17 protein-coding genes are annotated in these 26,777 nt (G+C 39.9%); 12 read left to right on the top strand and 5 right to left on the bottom strand.

The features are described from left to right. The first annotated feature begins 63 nt into the window (after positions 1–63). Positions 64–1,767: a protein adenylyltransferase SelO gene (locus tag ACMUMK_RS08540; protein WP_414700709.1), complete on the top strand. Its 1,704-nt coding sequence runs from the start codon at positions 64–66 to the stop codon at positions 1,765–1,767. A 127-nt stretch (positions 1,768–1,894) separates the two neighbouring features. Here the strand turns inward: ACMUMK_RS08540 and ACMUMK_RS08535 are convergent, their stop codons facing one another. The 3 genes from ACMUMK_RS08535 to ACMUMK_RS08525 form a co-directional block, all read right to left on the bottom strand. Next, complete coding sequence (locus ACMUMK_RS08535; protein WP_414700708.1) at positions 1,895–2,638, bottom strand: hypothetical protein; 744 nt, start codon at positions 2,636–2,638, stop codon at positions 1,895–1,897. Between the two features lie 99 nt (positions 2,639–2,737). Beyond that, on the bottom strand, positions 2,738–4,435 hold the full coding sequence (locus tag ACMUMK_RS08530; RefSeq protein WP_414700707.1) for a diguanylate cyclase: 1,698 nt from the start codon (positions 4,433–4,435) through the stop codon (positions 2,738–2,740). 135 nt (positions 4,436–4,570) lie between these two features. Continuing rightward, positions 4,571–5,587, bottom strand: a complete 1,017-nt coding sequence (locus tag ACMUMK_RS08525; RefSeq protein ID WP_414700706.1) for a LacI family DNA-binding transcriptional regulator — start codon at positions 5,585–5,587, stop codon at positions 4,571–4,573. A gap of 121 nt (positions 5,588–5,708) precedes the next feature. On the opposite strand from ACMUMK_RS08525, the gene manD reads away from it, so the two are divergent. The 5 genes from manD (at position 5,709) to ACMUMK_RS08500 (ending at position 11,721) form a co-directional block, all read left to right on the top strand. Then, a complete protein-coding gene (manD, locus tag ACMUMK_RS08520) occupies positions 5,709–6,926 on the top strand; it encodes a D-mannonate dehydratase ManD (RefSeq protein WP_414700705.1) in 1,218 nt (405 codons plus the stop codon). Positions 6,927–6,977: 51 nt separating this feature from the next. Beyond that, positions 6,978–8,114: a Gfo/Idh/MocA family protein gene (locus ACMUMK_RS08515; RefSeq protein WP_414700704.1), complete on the top strand. Its 1,137-nt coding sequence runs from the start codon at positions 6,978–6,980 to the stop codon at positions 8,112–8,114. 15 nt (positions 8,115–8,129) lie between these two features. Continuing rightward, a complete protein-coding gene (locus ACMUMK_RS08510; protein ID WP_414700703.1) occupies positions 8,130–9,896 on the top strand; it encodes a sodium:solute symporter family transporter in 1,767 nt (588 codons plus the stop codon). 11 nt (positions 9,897–9,907) lie between these two features. Beyond that, a complete protein-coding gene (locus tag ACMUMK_RS08505; RefSeq protein ID WP_414700702.1) occupies positions 9,908–10,744 on the top strand; it encodes a hypothetical protein in 837 nt (278 codons plus the stop codon). Between the two features lie 131 nt (positions 10,745–10,875). After that, a complete protein-coding gene (locus ACMUMK_RS08500) occupies positions 10,876–11,721 on the top strand; it encodes an alpha/beta hydrolase (RefSeq protein WP_414700701.1) in 846 nt (281 codons plus the stop codon). A gap of 59 nt (positions 11,722–11,780) precedes the next feature. Here the strand turns inward: ACMUMK_RS08500 and ACMUMK_RS08495 are convergent, their stop codons facing one another. Further along, positions 11,781–12,614: a mechanosensitive ion channel family protein gene (locus ACMUMK_RS08495; RefSeq protein ID WP_414700700.1), complete on the bottom strand. Its 834-nt coding sequence runs from the start codon at positions 12,612–12,614 to the stop codon at positions 11,781–11,783. Between the two features lie 61 nt (positions 12,615–12,675). Beyond that, positions 12,676–13,224, bottom strand: coding sequence for a DUF2780 domain-containing protein (locus ACMUMK_RS08490; RefSeq protein ID WP_414700699.1), 549 nt, complete (start codon positions 13,222–13,224; stop codon positions 12,676–12,678). 676 nt (positions 13,225–13,900) lie between these two features. Here ACMUMK_RS08490 and ACMUMK_RS08485 point away from each other — a divergent pair. From ACMUMK_RS08485 to ACMUMK_RS08460, 6 genes are all read left to right on the top strand, one after another. Beyond that, the gene (locus ACMUMK_RS08485) at positions 13,901–17,302 is read left to right on the top strand and encodes a TonB-dependent receptor domain-containing protein (RefSeq protein ID WP_414700698.1); all 3,402 of its coding nucleotides are present in this window, start codon (positions 13,901–13,903) and stop codon (positions 17,300–17,302) included. Between the two features lie 55 nt (positions 17,303–17,357). Beyond that, positions 17,358–20,324 carry an amidohydrolase family protein gene (locus ACMUMK_RS08480; RefSeq protein WP_414700697.1) on the top strand — a complete coding sequence of 989 codons (2,967 nt, stop codon included), beginning with the start codon at positions 17,358–17,360 and terminating at the stop codon, positions 20,322–20,324. A gap of 1 nt (position 20,325) precedes the next feature. Further along, positions 20,326–23,328, top strand: a complete 3,003-nt coding sequence (locus tag ACMUMK_RS08475) for an amidohydrolase family protein (protein WP_414700696.1) — start codon at positions 20,326–20,328, stop codon at positions 23,326–23,328. Positions 23,329–23,359: 31 nt separating this feature from the next. Then, complete coding sequence (locus ACMUMK_RS08470) at positions 23,360–24,775, top strand: M28 family metallopeptidase (RefSeq protein ID WP_414700695.1); 1,416 nt, start codon at positions 23,360–23,362, stop codon at positions 24,773–24,775. A gap of 202 nt (positions 24,776–24,977) precedes the next feature. After that, positions 24,978–25,547, top strand: coding sequence for an RNA polymerase sigma factor (locus ACMUMK_RS08465; RefSeq protein WP_414700694.1), 570 nt, complete (start codon positions 24,978–24,980; stop codon positions 25,545–25,547). After that, positions 25,531–26,694, top strand: a complete 1,164-nt coding sequence (locus ACMUMK_RS08460; protein ID WP_414700693.1) for a FecR family protein — start codon at positions 25,531–25,533, stop codon at positions 26,692–26,694. The genes ACMUMK_RS08465 and ACMUMK_RS08460 overlap by 17 nt, the downstream gene beginning before the upstream one ends. Positions 26,695–26,777: the final 83 nt, after the last annotated feature.

Below are 26,777 nucleotides of genomic sequence, written 5' to 3'. Positions count from 1 at the left end.
CAGACTCTAGGTTAAACCTAGGTTTTTTAAAAATAAAATTAGAAATAAGGCTTATCTAACAGCATGGCTACCCAGCAAGATAGTAATGTACCTAACATCATAACTAGTGTAGAGGAGTTGGCAAAACTAACGGATTATTCATTAATGGATACTCTGAAATGTGATCCAGATGCCACTGAAACTGGTGATGATTATAGGCCAAGACAAGTATTTTCTGGTCATTACGTACCAGTTAAACCCACCCCAATTGCTGATCCTCAGTATGTGATTCACAGCCAAACTTTTTTTGATGAGTTAGGTTTGGATAATTCATTGGTGACTAACCAAGACTTTGTGAAATTGTTTTCGGGGGATATTTCACATGCTCCTGAGCCTATGCGAAGAGTGGGGTGGGCTACAGGTTACGCCCTATCAATTTACGGCACTGAATGTATTCAACAATGTCCATTTAGAACGGGTAACGGTTATGGTGATGGTCGTGCTATCTCGGTGCTTGAAGGGGTTATTGGTGGGAATCGCTGGGAAATGCAACTAAAAGGAGCGGGACCAACACCTTATTGTCGTGGTGGCGATGGTAGAGCGGTATTGCGCTCTAGTATCAGAGAGTTTTTGGCCCAGGAACATATGCATGGATTAGGTGTGCCTACATCACGCTCATTGTGTTTGTATGTTTCACAATCAGAGCATGTGAACAGGCCTTGGTATTCAGAAGGGTCCTATGCAAGTAACCCTGACATCAATGGATCTAATCCTGTTGCTATCTCTACCCGCGTGGCACCTTCATTTTTGCGTGTTGGGCAACTAGAACTGTTTGCACGGCGAGTACGCTTTGACACACACACTGAAGCCTTAGAAGAGTTAAGTATGATTGTTAGCCATCTAATACAGCGTGAATATGCACAAGAGGTTAATCAAACGTTGCCCTTCGAAGAACAAGTCTTGCAACTAGCTACAGGATTTAGAGAGCGATTAACTAGCCTAATATGTCATTGGATGCGTGTAGGATATTGTCAGGGAAATTTTAACAGTGACAATTGTGCCTGTGGTGGATATACATTGGATTATGGTCCTTTTGGTTTTGTAGAGTGCTTTGAACCTTACTATCAACCTTGGACAGGCGGTGGCCAACATTTCTCATTTTTTAATCAAGGGGCGGCAGCTAAAACTAACTTTGACATGTTCTGTAAAGCCTTAGAGCCCTTGCTGGTATCAATGCCTAATGGACTAGAAATACTTAAGCAAATCAATCTTGAGTTTGATGTAATAATGGAAGATAAAATGCAAAAAATGTGGGCATCTAAGCTTGGTCTAGATTCATTTGACGCTGAATTGTTTAGAGAGCTCTTGAGTTTGATGAAGCAGACTTTTGTGGATTACACCATTTTCTTCCGCGAATTATCCAAAATTCCAGAGGATCTAGAGACATTAACCACAAGTTTTTATGGCCCTTTGACTAGTGCCTTGTCTGAGCAATGGAACACCTGGCTACAAAATTGGCGTGGTTTACTCAATGTGGGTAGTGATAACCAACAAAAGTCACAGGCAATGCAACAGGTAAACCCTAAATATACTTGGCGTGAATGGTTAGTTGTGCCTGCATATCAAGGAGCTAGTCAAGGTGACTTTTCACTGATTCACGAGTTGCAGCAAGTCTTGACTCAGCCTTATGAAGAGAAAGGCACCGATATAGAAACGAAATACTATGCTTTAAAGCCACAAAGGTTTTTCGATGCTGGAGGGGTATCCCATTATAGTTGTTCTTCTTGAGGGTAAGGTAAAAGACTTTCAGTGAATAATGAAAAATTAACTATGTTGAAAAGTATAACTTGTGTCGTATTAGAAAATAAATGCAGCTTAGTCGTTTTGGTTGGCTAAGCTGCAAATTAATATGCCTTTAGTTAAATAAACCCTTTAGTTTGTCACTGGCTTTTTCCAAAAGCTTGTCTTTTGCTTGGTCTTTTAAAGCATCTTTTGCTTCTTTTTTAGCTTTTGCGATCACGTTATCAAGCATTGCATCAGCGATTGCTAGGCCAACTTGATCAGCTGGTATTCCATTGGGTTTTCCGATAGAACCGGCGTTAAAAGTAGGTAAGGTGATTTCGTATGTTTTTTGTTCAGGGGTTAAATCCCCCATATCTACTTTCTCAAAATTAAGTTTTAACTTAAGGTCGCTAACAGTGACGTTTTCAACGATGACAAGTGGCGACGCTGAGTCACTGGTGCTGGGTTCACTGCTTGAAGTGGGTAAACTTTTTTGAATATTATCTTTAAGTAAAATTAAGTTACCTTTACCTGACGCATCCATTTCGTATAGCATTTCTGGAGCCTTGATAGTAACAGTCTGTACTGTGTATGGTTCGCTGGTAACTGTCCCAAGATCAAGTGTGATAGTCTCTATACTAAAAGCATCTTCGTCACTAAAGCCTTCCGGGTTTTCAACGTCTAAATCAGTAATTGTCATACGTCCTTCAGAGAGTACAAGCTCGACATTAAACACTGTCACTTTGGTATCTAGGTACTTACTACCTTGTTCTTCTATCTGGGCCTTAATTATGCCTCCAGCGCCGCTTATTAGGTACCAAACTCCAGCCGCAGCTATACATGCTATCAGAGCAATAATTATCAATACTTTTTTCATTTAAGTGTCCTTTCATATGGTTATTGTTAGGTTTATATGGGTTAAGGTGATTCTAATGGTGGTAAAAAGTGAATCTCTACTATTTATCAAACCTGATGTTTAAGGTTTGAGGGCAGAAATAGTGGGGTCGTAAATAGTTACTTGATTACGCCCATTTTGCTTGCTTTGGTACATAGCTTCGTCTGCTAGTTTAAACATGATGTCAACATTATTGTCTGCTTGAAAATTAAAGCAAATACCAAAGCTTGCGGATATTTTAAGCTCACTTATTTCACCTTTAAATTGGATGTTTTCTATGGCCGTTCTGCATTTTTCTATCCTAGTTATTACATCGTCTTCAGTGGCATTTTCTAATATGAGCGCAAATTCTTCGCCGCCAATTCTAGCGAAAGGGTCGCTATTGCGGATCTGATTTTTTACTACGTCGCATACTCTTTTTAAAACGACGTCACCGACTGCATGCCCATATTTGTCGTTAATGGTTTTAAAGTTGTCTAAATCAAACACCACTAAGCAATAGATTTGATTAATCTTATGAGTAGTAGAGAGCTGTTTTATGTGTTGATCAAACCAACGGCGGTTACCTATATTTGTTAATCCGTCCCTAAATGATTCCTGCCTAAAGCGCACTAATTGCTTATAAATGATAATGGTAGAAATGATGGCAAGTAGGGTGATCAACACAATAGAGATAGCTAAAAGTTTAATTTTGTTATCGTCTAGGCTTGCCCTGAGCTCATTGAGTTCATTTGTACGAATCAAATTACCTATTTGGTGTTGTCTATCTAAACTTTTAAATTTAGCTGCTTGATAGGCTAATTGATTTTTTAATTTGTTATCTGTTACCCGTGTTGAAACCCTGTCTAAACGGCTGAAGTAATTGGCAGCTTTTTCGAATTCTTCTCGAGCGAGATAAATAAGCCCTAGCTCTCGTAGCGAAACTTGGACACTGTCGTCGTCTTCGCTAGATTTTAAGCATTGCATTAATTCCTTTTCGGCTTCATCTAGATAACCAGCTCGTCTTGCTGATCTTCCAATTAGCATACGTGCTGCATAGGTATAACTTTCGAAGCCGCTGGATTCAATTTTTTCAAAATGCTCCTTAATGAATTGATAAGCAAGCTGGGGATCTTCGTTTTCTAATAAATATTCTGCATGATTCAAATACAAAAGGTAGATAAATAGATTTTGATTCGCTTGGGTGCAGGCTTCAATTCCTTTTTCTAGCACTTCTTCATTAATTTGCCGATTACCTGAACCTACAGTTGCATATATAAAGCACTGTTGAGTGGGAGTGTTGGATGTCGCTAATGTTTTTTCGGCAAACTCAGTGGCAGTGTTATAGTCTTCTATTTCTGCATAAAGGTTTGCTGCCCCTGCATATACTGTAGCTACAACCTCTAAGTCATCGTAATCTTTTGATAAAGCTAGGGCATAAAAAATATAGTTAAATGCTTGTTCTAATTCGAAATTTAAATTGTAGATATTCGATAAAAGCTGCGATGAAATAATAGATATTCTCACATCATTGCTACGTGCAGACTGCTCGGCTAACGCAATTGCTTTTTTATCATCACCAGAAATTAATGCTTTTCGGGCTTGAAGGTAAGTTAAAAAGTCTTGCTCTAAAGTTGTTAGGTCTTTTAACTCTAGTACAGCAAGTAAGCGGTTATATTCTTCTCTATCTTGGTTTCTGATTTCGTAAGCTTTGTCTAATAGTGCTTGATTTGAGTCCTGTCCCCAGCAAACCCCAGTGGCTAGTATGAATATAAAACTAATTAGGTAGCGCTTTGCCAAGATGTACACTCCATTTGTTCGGTCGAAATATACAATGTTATTCCATATATCACCATTACGTTAAAGCATCCTAAACACTAACGCAATGGTCCTTTATAAGGATCGTTAGTCTAGGAAATTTTCAGTACTTTTTTGCTAACCCCTTTTTAAATTTCTACAAGAATGTCGCTCTACAAGTTTACATGGCACCAAAATTTTCTTTGGGGAAAGGCTAGTATCCTTTATATGTTCCAATAGTAATTTAGCAGTTTCTGTACCTATTTTATAAGGGTCTTGCTTTACCACTGTAACTGGAACTTTAAAAAATTTAGCCATAGGTAACTCATCAAAGCCCACTAGGGATATATCATCGGGGATATTAATATTGGCATTCGCCAATTCACTTAACAAATCAGTTGTTATCGCTAAATGCTGTGAAAATAACGCTGTAGGTGGCTTAGAAACATTAATGATATTGGTAATCGAATTGACTAAACCTGTGCCACGCCGCCAATATTCAATTAAGCTCTCATCGAGAGGAATGTTATGTTTGTCTAGTGCGGCAACATAGCCTTGAAAGCGTTCACTTCTAGACTTAACACTTTCAAAATTTTGAGTGACAAAACAAATCCGGTTGTGCCCTAATTTGATTAGGTAGTCAGTGGCTTCATAAGCAGCAGTTTTATAATCAGAAATGACAATACTCTTGTCAGTATGGTCGTGTTCAAGTTGAAACTGGACTATAGGTAAGCCTTTATTTTGATAATCTCTAATTAATGATGTGTTGTTACCTGAAGATGCAATGATGAGGCCGTCAACTCGAAGTTGATGTAGTGCTTGAATAGATCTTGCCTCAACCTCTGGGTCAAAATCGGTGTTATAAATCAACACGTTATATTCTCCAGACTTACAAAAGTCATCAATACCCCTGATAACTCGGCTAGTATCAAAGCCAGTGATATCTCGTACAACCACCCCTATGGTTTTAGTTTTATCTGATTTTAAACTTCTGGCGATAGGGTTGGGTACATAATCTAGCTCTTTAATTGCTTCACTAATTCGGTCTTTGGTTTTTTGTGACATATATTCGAATCGACCATTTAAATATTGTGAAGCGGTACTTTTAGATACGCCCGCTAAATTTGCGACATCGATTAGTTTTATTTTTGACATGGAATTTCGAACATTGTTTGGTAATTAACATCTTATTGACATATTGCAATATTATGCTAAATTATTCAACTAAACCGGTTTAGTAAACCCATTTATATAAATGAATAGCAGGGGCCAGCAATTGAAAATTAAAGACGTCAAAGTATTTGTTTCTTGTCCAGGAAGAAACTTTGTCACGGTTAAAGTCATAACCGAGGAAGGGATTTATGGGCTAGGAGATGCTACCGTAAATGGTCGAGAAATGTCTGTTGTTGCCTATTTAGAAGAGCATGTAGCACCTTGCCTGATAGGGCGTAACCCCCATGATATCGAAGATATATGGCAGTATTTATATAAAGGGGCTTACTGGCGTAAAGGGCCAATTACTATGGCTGCTATCGCTGCAATAGATATGGCTCTTTGGGATATCAAGGGGAAAGCTGCCAACTTACCTGTGTATCAATTATTAGGTGGAAAAAGCCGTAGAGGTGTTTCTTTATATGCCCATGCCAATGGTGAAAACATAGATGATACCTTGGATAAAGCGCAGCTATTAATTGACCAAGGTTTTAAAACCATACGGTTACAATCAGCAATTCCCGGTTTAAAAGTTACCTATGGTGTTTTAGGTGATAAAAAGGACTATTTTGAGTTACAAGGCAACAGGCCATTACCGCCGGAAGAAGAGTGGTCTACCCAAAAGTACTTCAATATTATCGTTGAGTTATTTGAACAAGCCAGAAAGCGATTTGGGTACACAGTGGATCTGGTCCATGATGTGCACAGTCGTCTAACACCTATAGAGTCAGCAAAACTAGGTAAAATGCTTGAGAAGTACAATTTGCTGTTTTTGGAGGATGCCTCAGTTGCTGAAAACCAAGATAACTACAAAGTCATTAGACAACACACAGCGATCCCTTTAGCAATTGGTGAGACCTACAACACCATTTGGGATTGCAAAGACTTAATTCAAAACCAACTTATTGATTATATTCGCACTGCTGCAACCCATGCCGGTGGAATTACTGCCTTAAGGCGTATCGCCGACTTTGCGAGTATTTACAACGTGAAAACTGCCCCCCATGGCGCACCAGATTTGTCTCCAGTTTGTTTTGCGGCCCATATGCATTTGAATATTTGGACCCCTAACTTTGGGATTCAAGAGTTTGTTGGATTTGGTAATGAGCAATCAAAGCAAGTCTTTAAACATGATTTTACGGTAAATGATGGAATGGCCTTTATGAGTGAAGCGCCAGGCTTAGGCATTGAATTTGATGAGGAAGCTGCCAGTCAATATCCCTATAAACGCTCTTACTTGCCAGTTAGCCGCCTTGAAGACGGTACGGTATGGAACTGGTAATCAGTAAAGTAACAACAATTTAATCATTCTTTAAAAAGTAAAGGATAAAAGATGAAGAAACAAATTAAAGTTTTAGTATGCGGTACAGGTTTTGCCGGTCAGGGCCACGCAGATGCGTTTAGAAATGTTGGTGCTGAAGTAGTGGGGATAGTAGGCCGTACAGAAAGCGTAGTAAAACAGGTAGCCACTGATATGAATATCCCTTATGCAGGGACTAATTGGCAACAGGCGCTTAACGATTGCAAACCGGATGTGGTGTCTATAGCCACACCTGGTGGAGCCCATGTAGAGCCAATCAAGCAAGCAATTGCATTTGGTTGTCATATATTTAGTGACAAGCCATTAACCGCTTGTGGTGAAAGCGCTAAAGAGTTGTATGAGTTAGCGAAAGCGAAAGGCATTAAAACAGCGTTTGCGTCTAGCTTCCGTTATATGCCTGAAATCATGCATGCTAAAAAGCTAGTCGCTGAAGGAGCCATAGGTGAACCTTTAGAAGTTGAGTGTATCTCTCATTTTAACCTCGAAAGAGATATTCCCTTTGGTTGGTCTCACCGTAAAGAAGATGGCGGTGGTCGCTTAAATAATAATTTCACTCATATGATGTCTATTGTGACATCGGTAATAGGTGAAAAAATCCTAGCGATCATGGGAGAAGTGCGCGATGACCTAGGCAAAGCACCTATTGTTGAAGGGGTTCACAATTTTAAGACTCGTCGTGATTTTATACCAAAAGACTTAAATGATGCTTCATTAAAGTGGGGAGAGTCTAATGTTGAGTGGTCTTATAACGTATTGGCAAAGTTAGAGAGTGAGTTTGCTAACAAGCCAGTATCTGTGATGTTCAAACATGGTGGCTTACATCCAAGGTTTAATGAAGATCATTTAGCTTTTTACGGCTCAAAAGGGGCTATTTACATCAAAGGGCACTACGGAGCAGGGCCTTTATATTTATACGGTGAAGATAAAAAGTGGCAAGAAACCCCTCTACCAACTGAGATTAAAGAAGATGTACCCGATATCAAAGGGGATACAGAGAGAAATTGGCAATATCTTATCCGTGAATTAGTTAAAGATATACAAGGCGAAGCCGTTGCCCCCTATCAAACCTTTAAAGAAGGTGCTCAATATCAACAGCTTATTGATCTCATTCGCACCTGCGATACTTGGGTAGACGTCACTAAAATCTAATAAAGGGTTGCTAACATGGTCTATGATTACGCAGTAATAGCGGGTTACTTCCTTTTGGTAGTGGGTATAGGTTTTACCTTCAAAAAAATGGCTGCCAAGTCCACTAGTGACTATTTCCGTGGCGGAGGGAGAATGCTGTGGTGGATGGTTGGCTCAACAGCTTTCATGTCTCAGTTTTCTGCTTGGACATTTACAGGTGCGGCCGGCAAAGCTTTTACCGATGGTTTTGCCGTAAGCTTGGTATTTTTTGCAAATACTTTTGCTTATTTTTGTGGATGGGCATATTTTTCCTATCGCTTTCGGCAAATGCGGGTGGATACGCCCACAGAGGGTATTAAACGGCGTTTTGGCCATCAAAATGAATTGTTTTTTTCCTGTGCGTTAATTGTATTTAGCTTTTTAAATGCCGGTATTTGGTTAAATGCACTTGGTGTTTTCACAAGTGCAGTATTTGAAGCTGATATTAATATCACAATCATTGCCACAGGTTTGGCTGTGCTATTTATTTCTGTGCTTTCTGGTGCATGGGGAGTGGTGGCATCGGACTTTGTGCAAACCTTAGTGGTAGCTGTGGTATCTATCGCCTGTGCCATTGTCGCCTTGATTATGGTGGGCGGGCCTGTTGAGCTGGTAACAAACTTTCCTTCGGGTTTTGTAATGGGACCAGATATGAATTATGGTTTATTGTTAGTGGGAACCTTTATATTCTTCCTTGCCAAACAACTCATCACCATAATGAATTTAAATGACTCATTTCGTTTTTTAAACGCCAAAGACTCAGACAATGCTAAAAAGGCATCTTTACTTGCTATGGTATTAATGGGTGTGGGCAGCATCATTTGGTTTGTTCCACCATGGGCCTCTGCAATCTTATATCCAGACGCCGCTGCTTCTTACACTGAGCTAGGAAGTAAGGCTGCAGATGCTGTGTATTTGGTGTTTGCCAGAAATGCCATGCCAATCGGTACTGTTGGCTTGTTATTAGCTGCATTATTCGCTGCATCTATGTCATCCATGGACTCTGCGTTAAATAAAAACTCAGGGATTTTTATTCGTAGTATTTACCAACCTTTTTTAGCAAAAAGAAATAAAACTGTTGATGATAAACATCTCTTAAATATGGGAAAACTATTGAGCTTTATCAGTGGTTTACTGGTTATAGTAATGGCTTTTTTTTTCAAATCATTAAAAGAATTAAGCCTATTTGATTTAATGATGTCTTTTTCGGTAATGATCCAAGTTCCTATTTTAGTGCCGTTAATCTTTGGATTATTTATAAAGAAAACTCCAAGTTGGGCTCCTTGGGTGACAGTCGTACTTGGCCTTTTGGTATCTTGGTTAGTAAGAGATGTATTTACCGCAGATGTATTTGCAAGCCTAGTTGGGCTAGATGAATTTACACGAAGGGAAGCATCGGATATGAATTTGATATTAACCATAGGCTCTCATTTAGTGATCACCGCAGGCTTCTTCTGCTTAACAAGCTTGTTTTACAAAGAAGAAAAAGACCAATACAAACAACAAACAGATGCATTTTTTAAAGATCTAGAAACCCCTGTTATAGCTGATAGTGAGCAAGATGATTACGATAGACAACAAAGAGACAAACTTGGCTCAATGGTGGTGTTTATGGGACTAGGGATAAGCGTGATGGCTTTCATTCCTAATCCCATCTGGGGCAGAGGTATCTTCGTGGCTTGCTCAATGACTATTTTGTTAGTGGGCGTGCTATTAAAGAAAAGTGCTAAGCCTAAAGTGGCTAAGCTACTAGACAAGGTTTAGTGGGGATTATTATGCAGTTATATAGCAATAGGTTACTTCTGGCTGTTTTTGCAACTTGGTTAATATCAGCTTGTAGCTCTTTAGAGCAACAAACTAGTGTGGTGTTATCCCATGGTCTTGATGAATCTGCCGGTGGCTTATCTAGCTACATTGTTACTACAGGAAATGCCAAATATTACCTAGAGAAAACTGGGGGTGGCCTTTCAAGTATGATTGACAAAGACGGCATAGATTGGATTGGGTTTACCGACCAAAAGGGCTCTGGTCATAAAGGTGAGTACAGGGGCTTTCCTAACGCTATTCATAAGCAGGATGCGAGCTATTTTCATGCTATGAATAGCACAACCGCGCCATCCACATCAGAGGTTACAATCAATACTTTGCAACATGTGCGTATAGTATTTACATCTGATAACGGCAAGTGGCAGGGACAATGGGATTTTTATCCAGACCGTTTAGATTTCACTATGAAACAGGTGAGTGAAGGTTATAAATATTGGGTGCAGTATGAAGGTGTTCCCGGTGGAGAAATGGACGAAAGCGATTTTTGGTATGCCTCGGTTGACAGCCAAGCTCATCCTATAAACGAGCCGTTCCTCTTTGACTTGCCAAGTCCAGAATGGATTGCTTTTGGCGATATAAAATCTCCAAGAATGTTATACCTATATCATCATCAAGATGATGAATATCCAGATAACTACGTTAGTAGGCCTTACATGACAGTATTAGGGTTTGGTCGTAGCAACAAGGACAAGTATTTAGATACAGTGCAATCCTTTAGTCTAGGATTTGTTGAAACCACTGATTATTCTAAAATTCAAAAGCTAATAAATAATATTACTCCATGACTTGTCAAAGTATTGTAGCTGTAGAAACGCTTTAGCTAAGGGTATTGGACGACAAATACCTATACATAGTAGATAATAACTGCCATCTTTACGCACAAAAAGAAATTCAACGGAGTAGGCAGTTTATCACTATGTTAGTACGTCTTTTATCTTCTATTTTTATATTTAGCTTTTTACTTACGGCTTGTTCTGAGCCAGAAAAACACTCAACAGCCACATCAAATGTACAGGTTTTGCCTTTTAAGTTCGCGATAACTGGACTTGATAAGCAACGAACCGTCAGGCTGTATTTACCTCCAAGTTATGATACTTCAGAAAAGTCTTACCCTGTTGTGTATATGCATGATGGCCAAAACTTATTTGATGATTTAACCGCAGACAAAGGGGAGTGGGGAGTCGATGAATCTTTAAATGCTCTAGCTGCCAGTGAGCAATTTGAAGTGATTGTAGTGGCCATTGACCATGGTGATGAAGAACGAATGAATGAGTTATCTCCATGGGAAAACAAACGCTTTGGGGTGGCTCAGGGTAAAGAGTACATGGATTTTATTGTCGAAGTTGTAAAAGTCTATGTTGATAATAATTTCCGTACTAAGCCAGAGCGCCTATACACAGCCATAATGGGCAGCGATATGGGGGGATTAATGTCTCACTACGCGTTACATGCCTACCCAGAAGTATTCAGTAAAGCGGGGATATTTTCTCCAGCCTACTGGTATTCACAAGATGTTTTTGCTTTTACCCGATTCAGTAAAGCTAAATTAGATAGCCGCTTGTTTATTTTATATAGTGACAATGAGGGAGACGGCATGATTGCTGATAATGATAAAATGTATCGGCAACTTAAATCTCAAGGTCATCCTAGAGACAATATGAAATTTAAACGTATCTCAAATAATGAAAAAGCCGAGCAGCTTTGGAAGAATAATTTTTCTGAAGCTGTGACCTGGTTATTTCAAAAGCAACCTGCTTTTTAAAAAACGCTAAGCAAAAAAAAGGTGTGCTATAGAGCACACCTTTTCTAAGTTTCTACTGTTTATTGGTTTTCTTGAAACACATGCACATCCCTTTGTGGGAATGGAATGGTCAAGCCTTCTGCTTCAACTGCAGCTTTCAAAGCTGGACGTAAAGCAAAATTTAATGCCCAATAATCATCAGTTTGTGCGAATGCTCTCACTAAAAAGTCAACTGAGCTAGAGCCCAAATCAACCACTTCAACAATGTTCGCTTGGTCTTGTAAAACTCGAGGATCAGCCTTCAATACGGCTTCCATTGCGGCTTTACCTTTTGCAATATCATCAGAGTAAGAGATACCAATTGAAACTTCTACAGCACGAATACTGCTTTTTGTGTAGTTAGTGATGTTGCCATTCGCTAACGGGCCATTTGGAACAATGATAATTCGCTTATCGAAAGTCTCAAAGGTAGTAACAAAAATACCTATATCAGTTACTGCACCTTCAAGCCCTTGAGCGCCTACATAGTCACCCACTTTAAAAGGACGGAAAATTAAGATCATCACGCCACCAGCAAAGTTAGATAAACTGCCTTGTAAAGCCAAACCTACCGCTAAACCAGCTGCACCTAAAATTGCTACGAATGAAGTGGTCTCTATACCAACCATAGAAGCAACACTGATAACCAATAATACTTTTAATACAATTTCAAAAATATTGGTTAAAAATTTAGCGAGTGTTTCGTCAGGAAGTCCCTTTATAGAGTACTTTCTAACTGCATCACTCAGCTTGCTAATGATCCAAAGACCTACTACTAAAACTACAAGTGCAAGTATAAATTGCGTTCCGTACTCAGTACCTAATGCAATTGCCTTGTCGTAAAAAACCTGTAGTTTTTCGTCTAAATTTTCCATAGTTTTTTTCCTTTTATAAAGCTGGTAATAAGCGCCAACTAATTAATTAAACTGGTATTTTTTATAATGAAAGTGAGCTCAAGCCTTCTTGTAAAAGAGCCTTTACTTGTTGTCCTTGCTCAGTGTCTAAATATGTATAGGCACTTTGGATAACTTTAGAAATCATGTCAGCATCAAGGCCAAGAGATTCAAATTGTTGTTGTAACGTTGCAAGGCCACTTAAAGAGTCACTGTATTCAGTCGCTTTGCTTAACATACCGCCAAGACCACTGCTGCTACTTTCACTACTGTCACCTGTTATTGTAGGCACTGCTGACATTAAAGTATCTAAGCTTGGAAGAGAGTCGCTAATAGAAGAAAACTGCTCCGCAGAAATATTTTCTTTTGCATAGTCAAAAATCGAACCTAGGCTACCTGTTGCTTGTGACTCCGTAATTCCCAAAGAGTCAGAAACTGAGCCAATCATATCTGTGACGCTCAACGAGCTAGTGCTTGTTTCGGTTTTATCGTCGCTTAGTAAGCTTTTTGCAGAGCTTAACAAGTCATTACTTAAACTCACGGTTGAGAATGAAAGTGTGCCAACTAGAACGATTAATGCAGAAATTTTCATAATAAAATCCTATTTTGTGTAAAAATTTGCGGTGGATGATAAACGTATTCATCCACTTTGGTTAAGTTATTTTTTCTTATTTCTTCGTAATTAAGACTAAAGTTATAAAAAATCCTATTTTGACAGGGGAGACATTCCCAATATTGAAAAAAATAAGGATTTTTAACCCAAGCTTTGAATATATTTACAGGTCTTAGTTCATTATTTATTGCTCTTGATATGGAGTAACTTATAAAAATTTTGTTCTTATTTAGGTATTGGCCACGCTTCGGCTCTAGGTGGCTACCTTAACCCTCACAACCATCTTCACTGTGCCAAGCCATCTATAAAAGCCACTAATAAATCTTATGTATATTCATTTTTATGCATATTTATGTATGTGTTTTGTTATTGTTTTTAACATAAAGACTATTTGTATTAACTTGGAAGTATATGTGAAAACTAGGCTGGAATGGCTTTTTTAAATAGATTTTTATAATTAAATTGTTGTTATAATTATTATAAATCAACATGTTATGGTAGGAATGTATTTTTATTTTAATTGTAGAAACAAAATGCTGTAAATAAACTGCAATATTAAGTTCCGATTATTTGTTGGTCTGCGTCTTACAGGGTGAGTGTGAATTAATATTCATTTAAATATAATAAAAATCTAAAGATGGGGATTAACAAACAGATGCAAACTTTTAAATATCGCAAGTTTAAACTATTGCCGCTAGCTGCCACGATAATGTCTTTGACATCGGTTTGCAGTTTTGCCCAAGATGTAAAAAGCTTGTCAGACTTTGATATTCCTAAGCAATCACTAGCCTCTGCCTTATTAATTTATTCAGAACAGTCAGGTGTACAAATTTCTGTAGATGCAGAATCAGTAGAGGGGATGAGTAGCCGAGCGGTTTCTGGACAAAGAGTTTCGATTGATGCCCTAAATGAGTTACTAATGAACTCTGGGTTAACCTACTCAGTGGTTGACGACAATACGGTTGTGGTTATTAAACAGAGTGAAAAATCTGCGGGAAAGGAGTTACTGGCGTCCAACCAGGTAAGCCAAAAAAGGATGTCAGAGAATAGTCCAGCTGAGATATCTGGTTCGGCTTCAGATGATGAAGGCAATGCTTCATCTAATATAGCGAAACAAGAACAACGAGTTGAAAAAATATCTGTAGTAGGTTCAAAAATAGCTAACTCTCGGATCGATGCGGCATTACCCGTTGCTGTTTTTGACCAAGAAGCCCTTAGTGCAACAGGTGTGGTTGATGGTAATGAGCTCGTTCGAAGTATGCCGCAAATGGGGGATATAACGTGGAATGAATCATGGATCCCAGGAAGTAGTAATGCGGCACGTGGTGACACCGGTTCTTTAAACTTAAAAAACCTTGGGGCGTCTAATACTCTGTTATTGATTAATGGTCGCCGTTCCGTCATCCATCCTACCACCTCTACTGTTGATGACAGTATGTCAACCACCACTTTTAACACTAATGCAATTCCCATGTATGGTTTAGACCGGGTCGAGGTATTACTTGATGGTGCGGCAGCAATTTATGGTTCAGATGCGATTGCTGGGGTGGTTAATGTAGTTACGCGCAATAACATTAACGGAGCTGGTATCAAGTTTAAGTTCGGTGCAGCAGAAGGCACGGGACGTTCTGATACAGAACTTACAGGTTATTGGGGCTCAGATATCAATGACGGTAAGGGTAATATTTCAGTTATGTACAATTACTCTCACAGGGAGCCACAACGTACATCTGACCAATGGTACACAGCCACAAGTGATCGCAGTAATTTTTTAACAGGTACGGATTTATACGGCGCTGCTTCTTTAGACGGTCGTAGCTCTTACTCTCCTTGGGGTAGCTTTGTGGCACCTTTTGCTGTTACTCAAAATGGGCAGCAAATTACATCGGCAGCAGGGTACTTTCACTCTGAATTAGCTGACTCTGCAAATTGTGCATCTGAGGCAGTCGATAGCATTTGTTATGCACAGGGATCGACCACGACTGAGTATAAATATGATGCTGCAAAAGATAATACTTATCTGACGCCAAAGGTTGATCGCTTCAATATATTTAGTAATTTTTTATATCAAATCACCCCTGATTTAGAATTTATAGGTGAGTTAGCTTTGTATAAAGCTAAGTCTAAGTACGTAACTGGCCCTGGGGCATTTTCTGTCAATACCCCCGTTTACATACCAGCTGATGCATATTACAACCCATTTGGTGCGACTTATTTAGCTGATGGTTCGTTAAACCCTAACCGGCTTGATAATCTAGATAATGTTCCAGACGAGGGTGTACCTTTAGAATTACGATACTATAGGTTTGCAGACGCAGGTAATCGCGATGTTGACGTTGATAATATGCAAACACGTATTTTGGCGGGGCTTAAAGGTTGGACCGCCAATGACTTTGAATGGGAGTCTGCGTTTTTATACTCGCAAGGTTACGCTAAAGACCGCTCAGAAAGTTACAGTGTAAACAAAATTGTTGAAGCTATGTCACTAACAACAGCGGATGCTTATAATCCTTTTAATGGTGGTTCATACAGTCACATCACCTATGGTGACGAGCCAACTAATTCTCAAAGCACAATAGACTCCTTTACTACTTGGTCTGTCAGAGAAAGTACCTCTGAATTGGCTTCTTGGGACTTTAAGATTAATAAGTCTGATATTTTTGAATTACCAGCAGGTAGTGTAGGTTTTGCAGCGGGTGTCGAAGTTCGCTATGAGTCACTTAAAGATGATCGAGATCCGTTAGTTGACGGCTCATCTCCTTACGTTGATTGGTACACAGGTACTACCTACGACAGTGATCTTGCTGGCTCTAGTCCAACTCCGGACTCCTACGGAAGCCGCAACGTAAAAACAGCTTACGCAGAATTTGCATTGCCATTGGTTTCTGAAGAAATGCATATTCCATTGGTGCAAACATTAGATATGCAATTGGCGGGACGCTTTGAAAGTTATAATGACGTTGGTGATATTTCAACGCCTAAGGTTGCTCTTGCATGGGGCGTAATGGACAGTCTAATGTTAAGAGGCTCTTGGTCTGAAGGTTTTAAGGCTCCTAACCTTGAGGTATTAAACGCTACCGAAATGGCGCGATATCAGACGTTTCTGGATTACTCTTTTTGTGAGGGGGATGTTCAAAATGGCAACATCGCAAACTATTCAGAGTGTACCCAGTATTTTGCTGTGACTCGACATACTCAAGGCAACGAAAACCTAACACCAGAAACCTCTACTAACCAATCTGTAGGATTTGTATACACGCCAGAGCTAGCGGATGGTTTAGGTAATATTCGTTTTACAATGGATGCTTGGACGATTCAAATTGATGATCAGGTTGGAATTGAAGGTACGGCTAATATTATTATTCATGATGCTTATCTAAGAGTTACACAAGGTACTGCCGATTCAAGGGTATTTAGATATGAGCCAAATGCTGACCAAGTAGCCTTTTTTGCTGGCACAGGTTTAGAGCCAATTGGTGAAATTCAATATGTGCAAACGGACTACGCTAACTTGAATTCAATTGAGGCAAAAGGCTTAGATTTTAATTTTGATTGGTCTATTGGTAACACTCAATACGGTGATTTCTCTTTTAATATGGCGGTGTCTAAACTCATTAGCTTCAAACAAGAGTTATCAGCAGAAATGCAAGCGGCGCAACAAGCACAACAAGCTGGCTTATTGGATCAGTACATTTCGATTGGGACATCAGATGAGGTGGGTGTAGATGGTAAAAAGCCTGAGTGGAAAGCCAGTAGCCGCCTGATTTGGAACATGGACAATTATACTTACAGGATCTCAGCTCAATATACGGGAAGCGTTATTGATGGTAATTATGCAAGTGGTGCAGATTTTAAAGTTGAGCCTGTTACAACTATAAATACGTCATTCCAATATAACTTTGATGAGTCTTCATCCTATAACGGTCTTTCAGCAGAAATTGGGGTGCGTAACTTGTTTGACAAAGAGCCGCCATTGAATGCTTCAGGACAATACTTGGCGAATCTTTACCTGCCATATTCGCGGTATCTGTACGCTAGTCTTGAAATGAAATTCTAAACCGCTGTTAATACTCCCAAAATATTCTGGGAGTATCTTTTTAAAGAGTTTATATATGAAATTGAAAAAAAATATTCTAGGCATTTGTGCCTTAGTTGCCTGCGCCACTTGTTTTACGTCTGCTGTTTTTTCACAAGATACGTCTCCTGATTATGAATTTGTGACAGTTCATGAAGGAACTGCCTTGTCTGTGTCTGCATCTCCTGATGGTTCAACTTTAGCAATTGATTTACAGGGTAGTTTATGGACTTTGCCAGCAAGTGGTGGCAGCGCCACTCGCATTACAGATATCACCCATGATGTCCGACAACCTGTTTGGTCTCCAAACGGTGAAAAACTAGCTTACTTTGCATTTATTGACGGAGGTTACGATCTTTGGATAGTGGATAAAGACGGGACCAATTCAACGCAATTAACCCGTGGTGCATATGATGACAGGGAGCCTGTTTGGTCGCCAGATGGTAGCAAAATTGCTTTTTCGTCAGACCGTAACAACAGTTATCCAAGTTATGATATTTGGGTGATAGATATCGCCACCGAGAACATTATTCAAATTACAGATGACCCTTATGAAAACAGAATGCCAATCTGGTCGGCAGATGGCAAAGCTATTAGTTACGCAAGTAAGCATAAAGATGCGTATGGGATCTGGACAACCGATTTGGCTGGGGTAACTAAGCTAGAAAAATCATCTTCTAGCGCACTGACTCCTGTTGTTTGGACATCACAGAAAAACTTAATGTATGTACAGGAAACCGCCGGAAATGGCACTGTCCTTAAGCTAGATGATACTAGTATTACTGAAAATGAAGTTGTCTTTGAGTTTAAGAGTAATATCACCCCAAATAATGATTTTTATTATGTCTCAGACGGTAAAATCCGCCGCCGCTCTTTGGACAACCTTAAAACCCTAGAGACCATTCCATTAAATGCCAAGCTTGCCCGTTTAAATCCTCAATATCCCCATGCTGTTCGAGATTTTACTTCTTCTGAGCCAAAGCCTGTTCTAGGTGTTATGCGACCATCACTTTCACCAGACGGCAAGCAAATTGCGTTTATCGCGACAGGAGATTTGTACCTAAAAACCATAGGGGAAACAGCGATTAATCTTACTAAAGATCATTATATGGATGCTGATCCATCTTGGTCTCCTGATGGCAGGTATCTAGTTTACTCGTCTGATAAGGGCGGTAATATGATGCAGCTTTGGATAAGGGATATGCAAACATCAAAAGAGCGCCAGCTTACCCATTTAGCTACTCAGCCATTGGGTGCTACTTGGTCGCCAGATGGTAAGTCCATTGCCTTTATAAATGTTGATGCCATGTGGGGAGAAGCCAGTATTGATGTGGTTGATGTGGCTTCCGGTAAAACCACTTATGCAACAGGGCGTTTAAAACAGCCCGGTAAACCTTCTTGGTCTCCTGACAGTACTAAGTTGGCTGTACCTATGTCTCTTGCTTACTCTAAAAGCTTTAGAGAAGGCACAAACCAAATATATATATTTCCTTTGAATGGCGGCGAGGAATATTGGAGTATTCCTATCGAGAACATGTCTATTGATACTCGTGGTGGCGGTGGGCCTGCGTGGTCTCCAGACGGAACCAAAATGGCGGCTATTTATGGTGGTGAGCTTAAGGTTTGGCCTGTCTCTAAAGATGGCATAAAGTTAGGGCCACCTCGAAGTATGGATACAGATATAGCTCATAACCCAACTTGGTCAGGTGATTCATCTACTGTGCTATATCAGTCAAATGATATCTTAAAAACCGTAAATGTTTTCAGTGGAGAAATAACAGAGATACCCATTGATTTAACATACACGTTAGATATTCCTGATGAAACGAAAGTGCTGCATGTATCTCACTTATTTGATGGGGCTAATCCAGAGCTTATTGAAGATGTCGATATTTTAATAAAAGGGAATCAGATCCTTGAGGTAGCACCCCATAAAAAGGGGCTACACCGCCAATACAAAACCATAGATGCTACTGGTATGTATGCCATGCCGGGTTTAATTGAAAGCCATGTGCACCCTCAAAAAGATTTTGGCCAAGGTGCTCATAGAGGGTGGTTGGCCTACGGCATTACCACTTTACGTGACCCAGGGAATCAACCATACCATGGTGTTGAAGATAGAGAGGCTGCAGATGCTGGGGTGAGAGTTGGCCCTCGAATTTTCACTACTGGGCATTTAATGGAGTGGCAGCGAGTATATTACAAGATGGGAATTGCCATTGCTGGTCCCGCTCATTTAGAAAAAGAGTTAAAACGTGCCAAAGCACTTAAATATGACTTACTTAAAAGTTATGTACGTTTACCAGATGAACAGCAAAAGCGCGTGGTTGAATTCGCTCATACAGAGATGGGTGTACCTGTAACTACCCATGAGATTTTTCCTGCCGCTAAATTTGGAGTAGATAGGGTAGAGCACTTAGGTGCTACAAGCCGTCGTGGGTACAGTCCTAAACACATAGGTGGCCGAGCCTATGAGGATGGCTTAGCTATGATGAACAAGGTGGTAACGCCTACTATTTTCGGTTCGTTGTCTATGTTAGCTAAGAAGAAACCAGAGATTATTAATGATCCTCGTTTAGCCCTTTATCCTGATTGGATAAACGCACGTTTAAAGAGTGGTAACTCTATACCAGCGCGTTTTCTTAAGAGTCTAAAACAGCAGGCTGTGTCATTAAAATCATTGTTTGATCAGGGCACTAAAATCACAGCAGGAACTGACCTCGTACTTGCGTTAAATCTACATGGTGAATTAAGTTTTTATGTAAATGAAGCAGGCTTAACGCCTTTTCAGGCTCTACAAACTGCCACGAAAATCCCTGCTGAAGAGTTAGACTTAAATGCTGGTGTTATAGCAGCTGGTAAATTGGCAGATATTGTTTTACTAAAAGCAAACCCACTTGAAGATATTAATAACACACTAGAGGTAGGTTCGGTTATCTCAAATGGTCATTATTATACAGTTGAACAGCTAACCGACCCAAGGTATTCAGGTAAGGGTAACTAGTATGCTAAATCAACTTTTCGGTAGTAAAAAGGCTAGGGTGGGCTCAATTTTACTAGGGTTATACTTAGGGGCTTTATCTGTCGGTGTAAGCCTAGTGAGTGTTTGTTACGCTGAGCCTTTATCCAATAAAGAGTCGGTAATTGTAAATGAAGGTACCGCGTTAGCGGTATCTGTCTCACCTAACGGAAAATGGATTGTTCTGGATTTACAAGGCAGCCTTTGGGTAATGCCAAGTAAGGGCGGTGAGGCTAAGCAAATAACTGGCTCGTTTGAGGACGCTAGGCAACCAGTATGGTCTCCTGACAGTGAAACTATCGCTTACTTTGCATACATTGATGGGGGCTACGATTTATGGTCTATTAGTAAAAATGGAGATAATCGTACCCAATTGACCAGCGGCCCCTATGACGATAGAGAGCCAAGTTGGTCTCCTGATGGAAAATACATAGCATTTAGCTCTGATCGTAAAAATAATAATAGTAGTTATGATATTTGGTTGTTAGAGGTGGCCACAGGGAATATTTCCATGTTGACACAAGACCCAGCTGAAAATCGCATGCCCATATGGCTAGAAGATAGTAAACGGGTGTCTTACTCGAGTCAGTACCAAAAAAACTATGCCATTAATACCATTGAAATAGAAACAAAAAATGAAGTGACCGAGATCAATGGTGCAACTGGTTTAACCCCTTTAGCATGGAACAATGACATATTGTTTTATGTTAGCAATGACCAATTAAAATATACGTCCTTTGATTTACCAGAAACCACCCTTAGTAAATCAGAATACGTGTTTCCATTTAAAGCCAGTATTGGCGCTGATAGCGCTCTGTATTATGTTTCAGACGGAAAAATTCGACGTAGAGATTTAAAACAACTCAATCAGGTTACTAGTGTCGAGTTTGCAGCCGAGTTGTTTCGATATACAGATACCTATGAGCGCGCAAAAAGAGATTTTGTATCTGATGCAAAGCGCCCTTTACTGGGAATGATGCGACCTACTATTTCTCCCGATGGTAACAAGCTAGCTTTCGTTGCCTTAGGTGATTTGTACACCATGGAAATCGGCAAAACCCCAGTAAATATTACCCAAGACCATTATGTAGAAGCAGATCCTGCTTGGTCACCTGATGGTCGATACCTAGTATATTCATCTGACAAAGGAGGAAACCAGTTACAACTATGGATATACGACACTAAAACAAAACACTTTCGGCAACTGACCCATATGGACAAGCAACCCATGGGAGCAGATTGGTCTGCAGACGGAAAACGCATTGCCATTTTGAAAATGGACGGGACGTGGGGAGTGTCAAGTATCGCTATTGTTGACGCACAGACTGGCGAAGTTACCCAAGTGACCGAAACTTTAAAGCAGCTAGGTAAACCTGATTGGTCTGGCGATGGCCAAGCGCTTATGGTGGCGCGAGAAAAGCCCTACTCAGCAAGCTTTAGAGAAGGCACTAATCAAATTTATATGATCCCATTAGACGGCTCTGATCCCTATTGGGTCGCGCCGATAGAAAATATCTCATTTGATACTAGAGGCGGTGGAGGCCCAGTGTGGTCACCAGATGGAAAGCTAATGGCAGGCTTATATGGTGGAGAAATTCACATATGGCCTGTGGCTAAGGATGGTAAACCCACAGGGCCGGTCAAACGTATTGCTACTGATATGGCTCATAATCCCACTTGGGCAGGCGATAGCCGCACCTTGTTATTTCAATCAAACGAAGCGTTAAAGAAACTCGATATTAAAACCGGTGTGGTAACTAATATTGATTTTGATTTGAGTTATACCTTATCTAAGCCAACGGGTATAAAGGTACTACGCACTGCAGGTGTGATTGACGGCAAAAAAGATGCGCTTCAAGCACACATGGATATTATTATAAAAGATAACTTAATCTTAGATATTGTACCCAGCCCATCTTCCTTCGGGGATAAATATCCCGTAATAGATGCCTCCGAGCTTTATGCTATCCCAGGTTTAATTGACAGTCATGTACATGGTAAAAAGAACTATGGCCAAAGCTTGTTTCGAGGCTGGCTTGCGTTTGGTATCACAACTATAAGGGATCCTGGTAATCAACCTTACCATGGCGTTGAAGACCGTGAAGCAAGTGAAGCCGGTACGCGACTTTCACCACGAATTTATACCACAGGTCATTTATTCGAGTGGAAGCGGGCCTATTATCGCCATGGCGCTGCGGTTCAAAATGAAGCTCATTTTGAAAAAGAACTACAGCGCGCCAAAGCATTAAAGTATGACTTATTAAAAAGCTATGTGCGCCTACCTGATTTACAACAAAAACGGATGGTAGAGTTTGCCCACAATGAGATGGGAGTACAGGTATCTAGTCATGAGTTGTATCCAGCATCTCTGATTGGACTAGACAGAGTAGAGCATTTAGGCGCCACCAGTCGCAGAGGTTATAGCACTAAACAAATGGGAGGACGAGCTTACCAAGATGTTATTGCGCTGATGGATAAGATTGTATCGCCCACTATGTTCGGATCGTTGAATTTACTATTGGCTAATAAACCTGAGCTTCGAGATGATGTTCGTTTAGGTATTTATCCAAGATGGACTCAAGAGGCTTTTGAAAAGACAGCTCCATTACCTAAACCTTATTTGGATACTATGGAGCACTACGCCAAAACAATTAAGACTTTGCATGATCAAGGTACCAGAATTGTTGCAGGAACAGATCTTGTTATGGGGATGAATCTACATGCAGAGATGATGTTTTATGTTGAAAAAGCAGGGCTGACACCATTTGAAGCATTGCAAAGTGCCACAAAAACCGCAGCAGAAGCCTTGGCATTAAACGCTGGAACCATTGAAAAAGGCAAGTTAGCTGATATTGTGTTGTTGTCCGCTAATCCACTAGAGGACATAACTAACACTCTAAAAGTTGAGCAGGTAATTATGAACGGAGTCGCCCATACTAAAGGCCAGCTTTTAGATACAAGTTACCATCATAAAAATAAGATAGATTAGAAAAATAATCATTACGACAACAGGAATATTTATGACAATTCATTCGATTGCGGCTTCGCTTTTTAGGAAATTATCGCTATCACATTCCCCTTCATTGTTAGCAAGCGCATTGTTCTTAACTGCTACAACGAGTTCCTCTGTAGTTTTTGGGGGAGACCAGCTCAAATTACAAGAAATCCAAGCTAAGGTATCTGCCTCTAACATAGAAAAAGACATTAATACCCTTGTTAATTTTGGCACAAGACATTCGCTATCTATTACCGAATCAGATACCAGAGGGATAGGGGCAGCAAGACGCTGGATTAAATCAGAATTTGAAAAAATATCTGAGCAATGTGGAGGGTGTTTAGAGGTTTATTTTCAAAGTGATGTGATAGAGGGACAAAGAAGGATCCCTAACCCAACTGAAATAGTGAGCGTAATAGCCATTCAAAAAGGAGCCATTGACCCGTCAAGGTATGTGGTGATGTCTGGCGATATCGATAGTCGTGTTAGTGATCCTATGAACTTCAGCTCTGATTCGCCAGGTGCCAATGATAATGCTTCTGGTTTAGCTGGTTTACTTGAGACAGCCAGAGTACTAAGTCAATACAATTTTAACGGTTCAATTATTTATGCTGCCTTAGCAGGAGAAGAGCAAGGCCTTTGGGGCGGTAAAATAATGGCTAAGCAAGCCAAGGAAGATGGATGGCGCATCAAAGGAGTCCTAAATAATGACATGATAGGCAATATTGCCGGAATAAATGGTGTGATAAACAATACCACTGCACGTATTTTCTCAGAAGGTACCCGAGCAAATGAAACAGAAGAAGAGGCTAGATTACGCAGGTTTACCGGTGGCGAGGTTGACTCAGCGTCTCGAAACCTTGCTAGGTATATAGACAGAATAGCTGATGACTATATTCCTAATTTAGACACTATGTTGGTGTATAGGCTGGATAGATTCAAGCGAGGTGGCCATCACAGACCCTTTAATATGGAGGGTTTCCCAGCCTTACGTATTATGGAGACTAATGAGCATTACAATCGTCAACATAACGATATACGGATTGAAGATGGCGTAGAGTATGGCGACGTCATATCTGGTGTCGACTTTGACTACGCAGCTAAACTAACTTCTCTAAATGCAGTGTCCTTGGCATCCATGGCTTGGGCGCCAAGTCCTCCGGCAAAAGTAGAAATATTTGGTGCTGTAGAGCCAGATACTAAGCTGACTTGGGCTGCTGCAAGCTCAGATGAAAAAGACATCATTAAAGGTTACAAAGTGTATTGGCGCTATACAGACCAACCCCAATGGCAGTTCAGTCAATACGTTGGAAATGTCACTGAGTACACCTTACAAAATGTGGTGATTGACAATTATTACTTTGGTGTAGCCAGTGTGAGTAAAGAAGGCTACGAAAGTCCTGTGGTATTCCCAGGCCCAGCTGGTGCTTTTGGCGAGTAGTCTAGTCAAAACGCATATTGAAGAGTAGCATTCTAGTCAGAAATTCAAATGCTAAAGTGTATTTAAGCGTCCTGTTAACAGGGCGCTTTTTTTTATGAAATAAATTAAGATATTTTGTGATCTTAGGTTCCGATTTTTTAAGTCACAGCGTCTTAGGGTGTGGATAGGAATAAAAATAATAATTGTCTAGAAGATTAGAACCATGATACCAGCTGAAAAACGTGCAATAGAAAACGTTAACACAGACATAAGTGTGGCTCAGAAAACTGTCGTGGAAGATCTATTTAAAGAGCACAATGAATCTTTACTTAATTTTTTGAGGTCTCGTTTACCGTCAGAGTCTGATGCCCATGAGGTGGCACAAGAGGCTTACATTAAGCTTTTAAAATTGGATGAGCCTAATGCCATCAGCTACTTAAAAGCCTACCTATTTAAAATAGCTTCTAATTTAGCCGTTGACAGACTGAGGTTAAAGCAAAGAAGTAAACAACCTGAAAAATTTGAGTTTTTTCAAACCATGGCGCCATCAGAAGAGCATATTGCACTTAGGCAGGAGCAGCTAGTTTTGGTTTCTAAAGCCATAGAAGAGCTACCACCTAAGTGTCGTAAAGTATTTTTGCTTAAACAGTTCCATGGTTTATCAAGTAAAGAAATCGCCAGTTTAATGCGAGTTTCAGATCGCATGGTAAGAAAATATCTAGTTCGGGCGACAGAGCATTGTCAACTCCGCTTGAACGAACAATTTGGATACAGTGATGAAAGTGAAAACTAATCAAGCGCTTTTTGAAATCGCAACCGATTATTACTATCGATTGCAAGAGCCTGATATTACAACTGAAGAAATTCAGCAGTGGCAAGAATGGCTTGTTAAAGCGCCAGAGCATGCCCAAGCATTTAAAAAAGTAGAAAGCCTAATGTGTATTACTGCCTCTATAGATGAAATGCATTGGCCTGATGAAAGGGAATTAATGGACGATGACTATGATGGTAGTGTGAGCGTAGCCAAATGGAATAGTAAGCAAAACAGCTTGTTTTCTAAAATAAAGAATAAGGCTCGGGCAATGAATATTAGAGCGTTGGATTTTGCGCCGGCTTACTTACGTTTTAGTGTTACAGCTGCTGTGGCTTTTATTTTGGTAACTACTATTTTCTACTTTAATTTAAATACTCAAAGTGAATTTGTTTATCAGTCTAGTAAAGGTGAAAATTTACCAATAATACTTGAAGATAATTCTAGTGTTACCTTAGGAGCAGATACAAAAATTACCGTACGCTACAATAAAAATGCTCGGCATATAGAACTCGAATATGGTGAGGCATATTTTGATGTGGCAAAAGATCCAAGTCGTCCCTTTACAGTTGATAGTGGCAGTCGCTCCGTTACTGCCTTGGGTACTGAATTTAATATTTCTAGGCAGAGTGTTCGTTCAGTGGTTACCGTAACTGAAGGAAAGGTAATAGTAGAGCCAGAAAATGATCGCTATGTGGCTAGAATGACATCTAGTGTTTTTTACAAAAAGTTAAAAACAGATGCATTTTTAGAGGCAGGTCAAAGTATTGAGTACGATAAAAATGAAATATCTGCTGTGGAAACTGTAGATGTTCAAGCGCAAACTTCTTGGCGTAACGGAACCTTAAAGTATCTAGATGAAAGCTTAGGCTTTGTAATTGAAGATATTAATAGGTATTCAAGTATCCCCATCGTTATTGATGATCCTAGAATTTTAAAATTTAGGTACTCTGGAACTATATTTGTTGAAGGTATAGAAAGTTGGGTGCAATCCCTTCCTTATATTTTCCCCGTGCAGATAATCGATAACAATGATGCGTTTAAAGTAGACCTTCAAGCTCAGTCTGAGATTGGCGTACCCCAAGTTCTTACGTCTTTATTAGATGGATTCAGTCCACAAAGCTGCTAATTTAAAATAATAAATTCCGGGTTAACTTCTGAGTTTAGGTATTTTTAGGAGTATATAGCGGTAATTGAATCAAAGCCCACTTT

It is taken from the genome of Paraglaciecola sp. 2405UD69-4, assembly GCF_047525415.1.
GTDB lineage: Bacteria > Pseudomonadota > Gammaproteobacteria > Enterobacterales > Alteromonadaceae > Paraglaciecola.
Note: the sequence above shows the minus strand (reverse complement) of the source record. Positions and strands in the feature narration are given on the sequence as shown.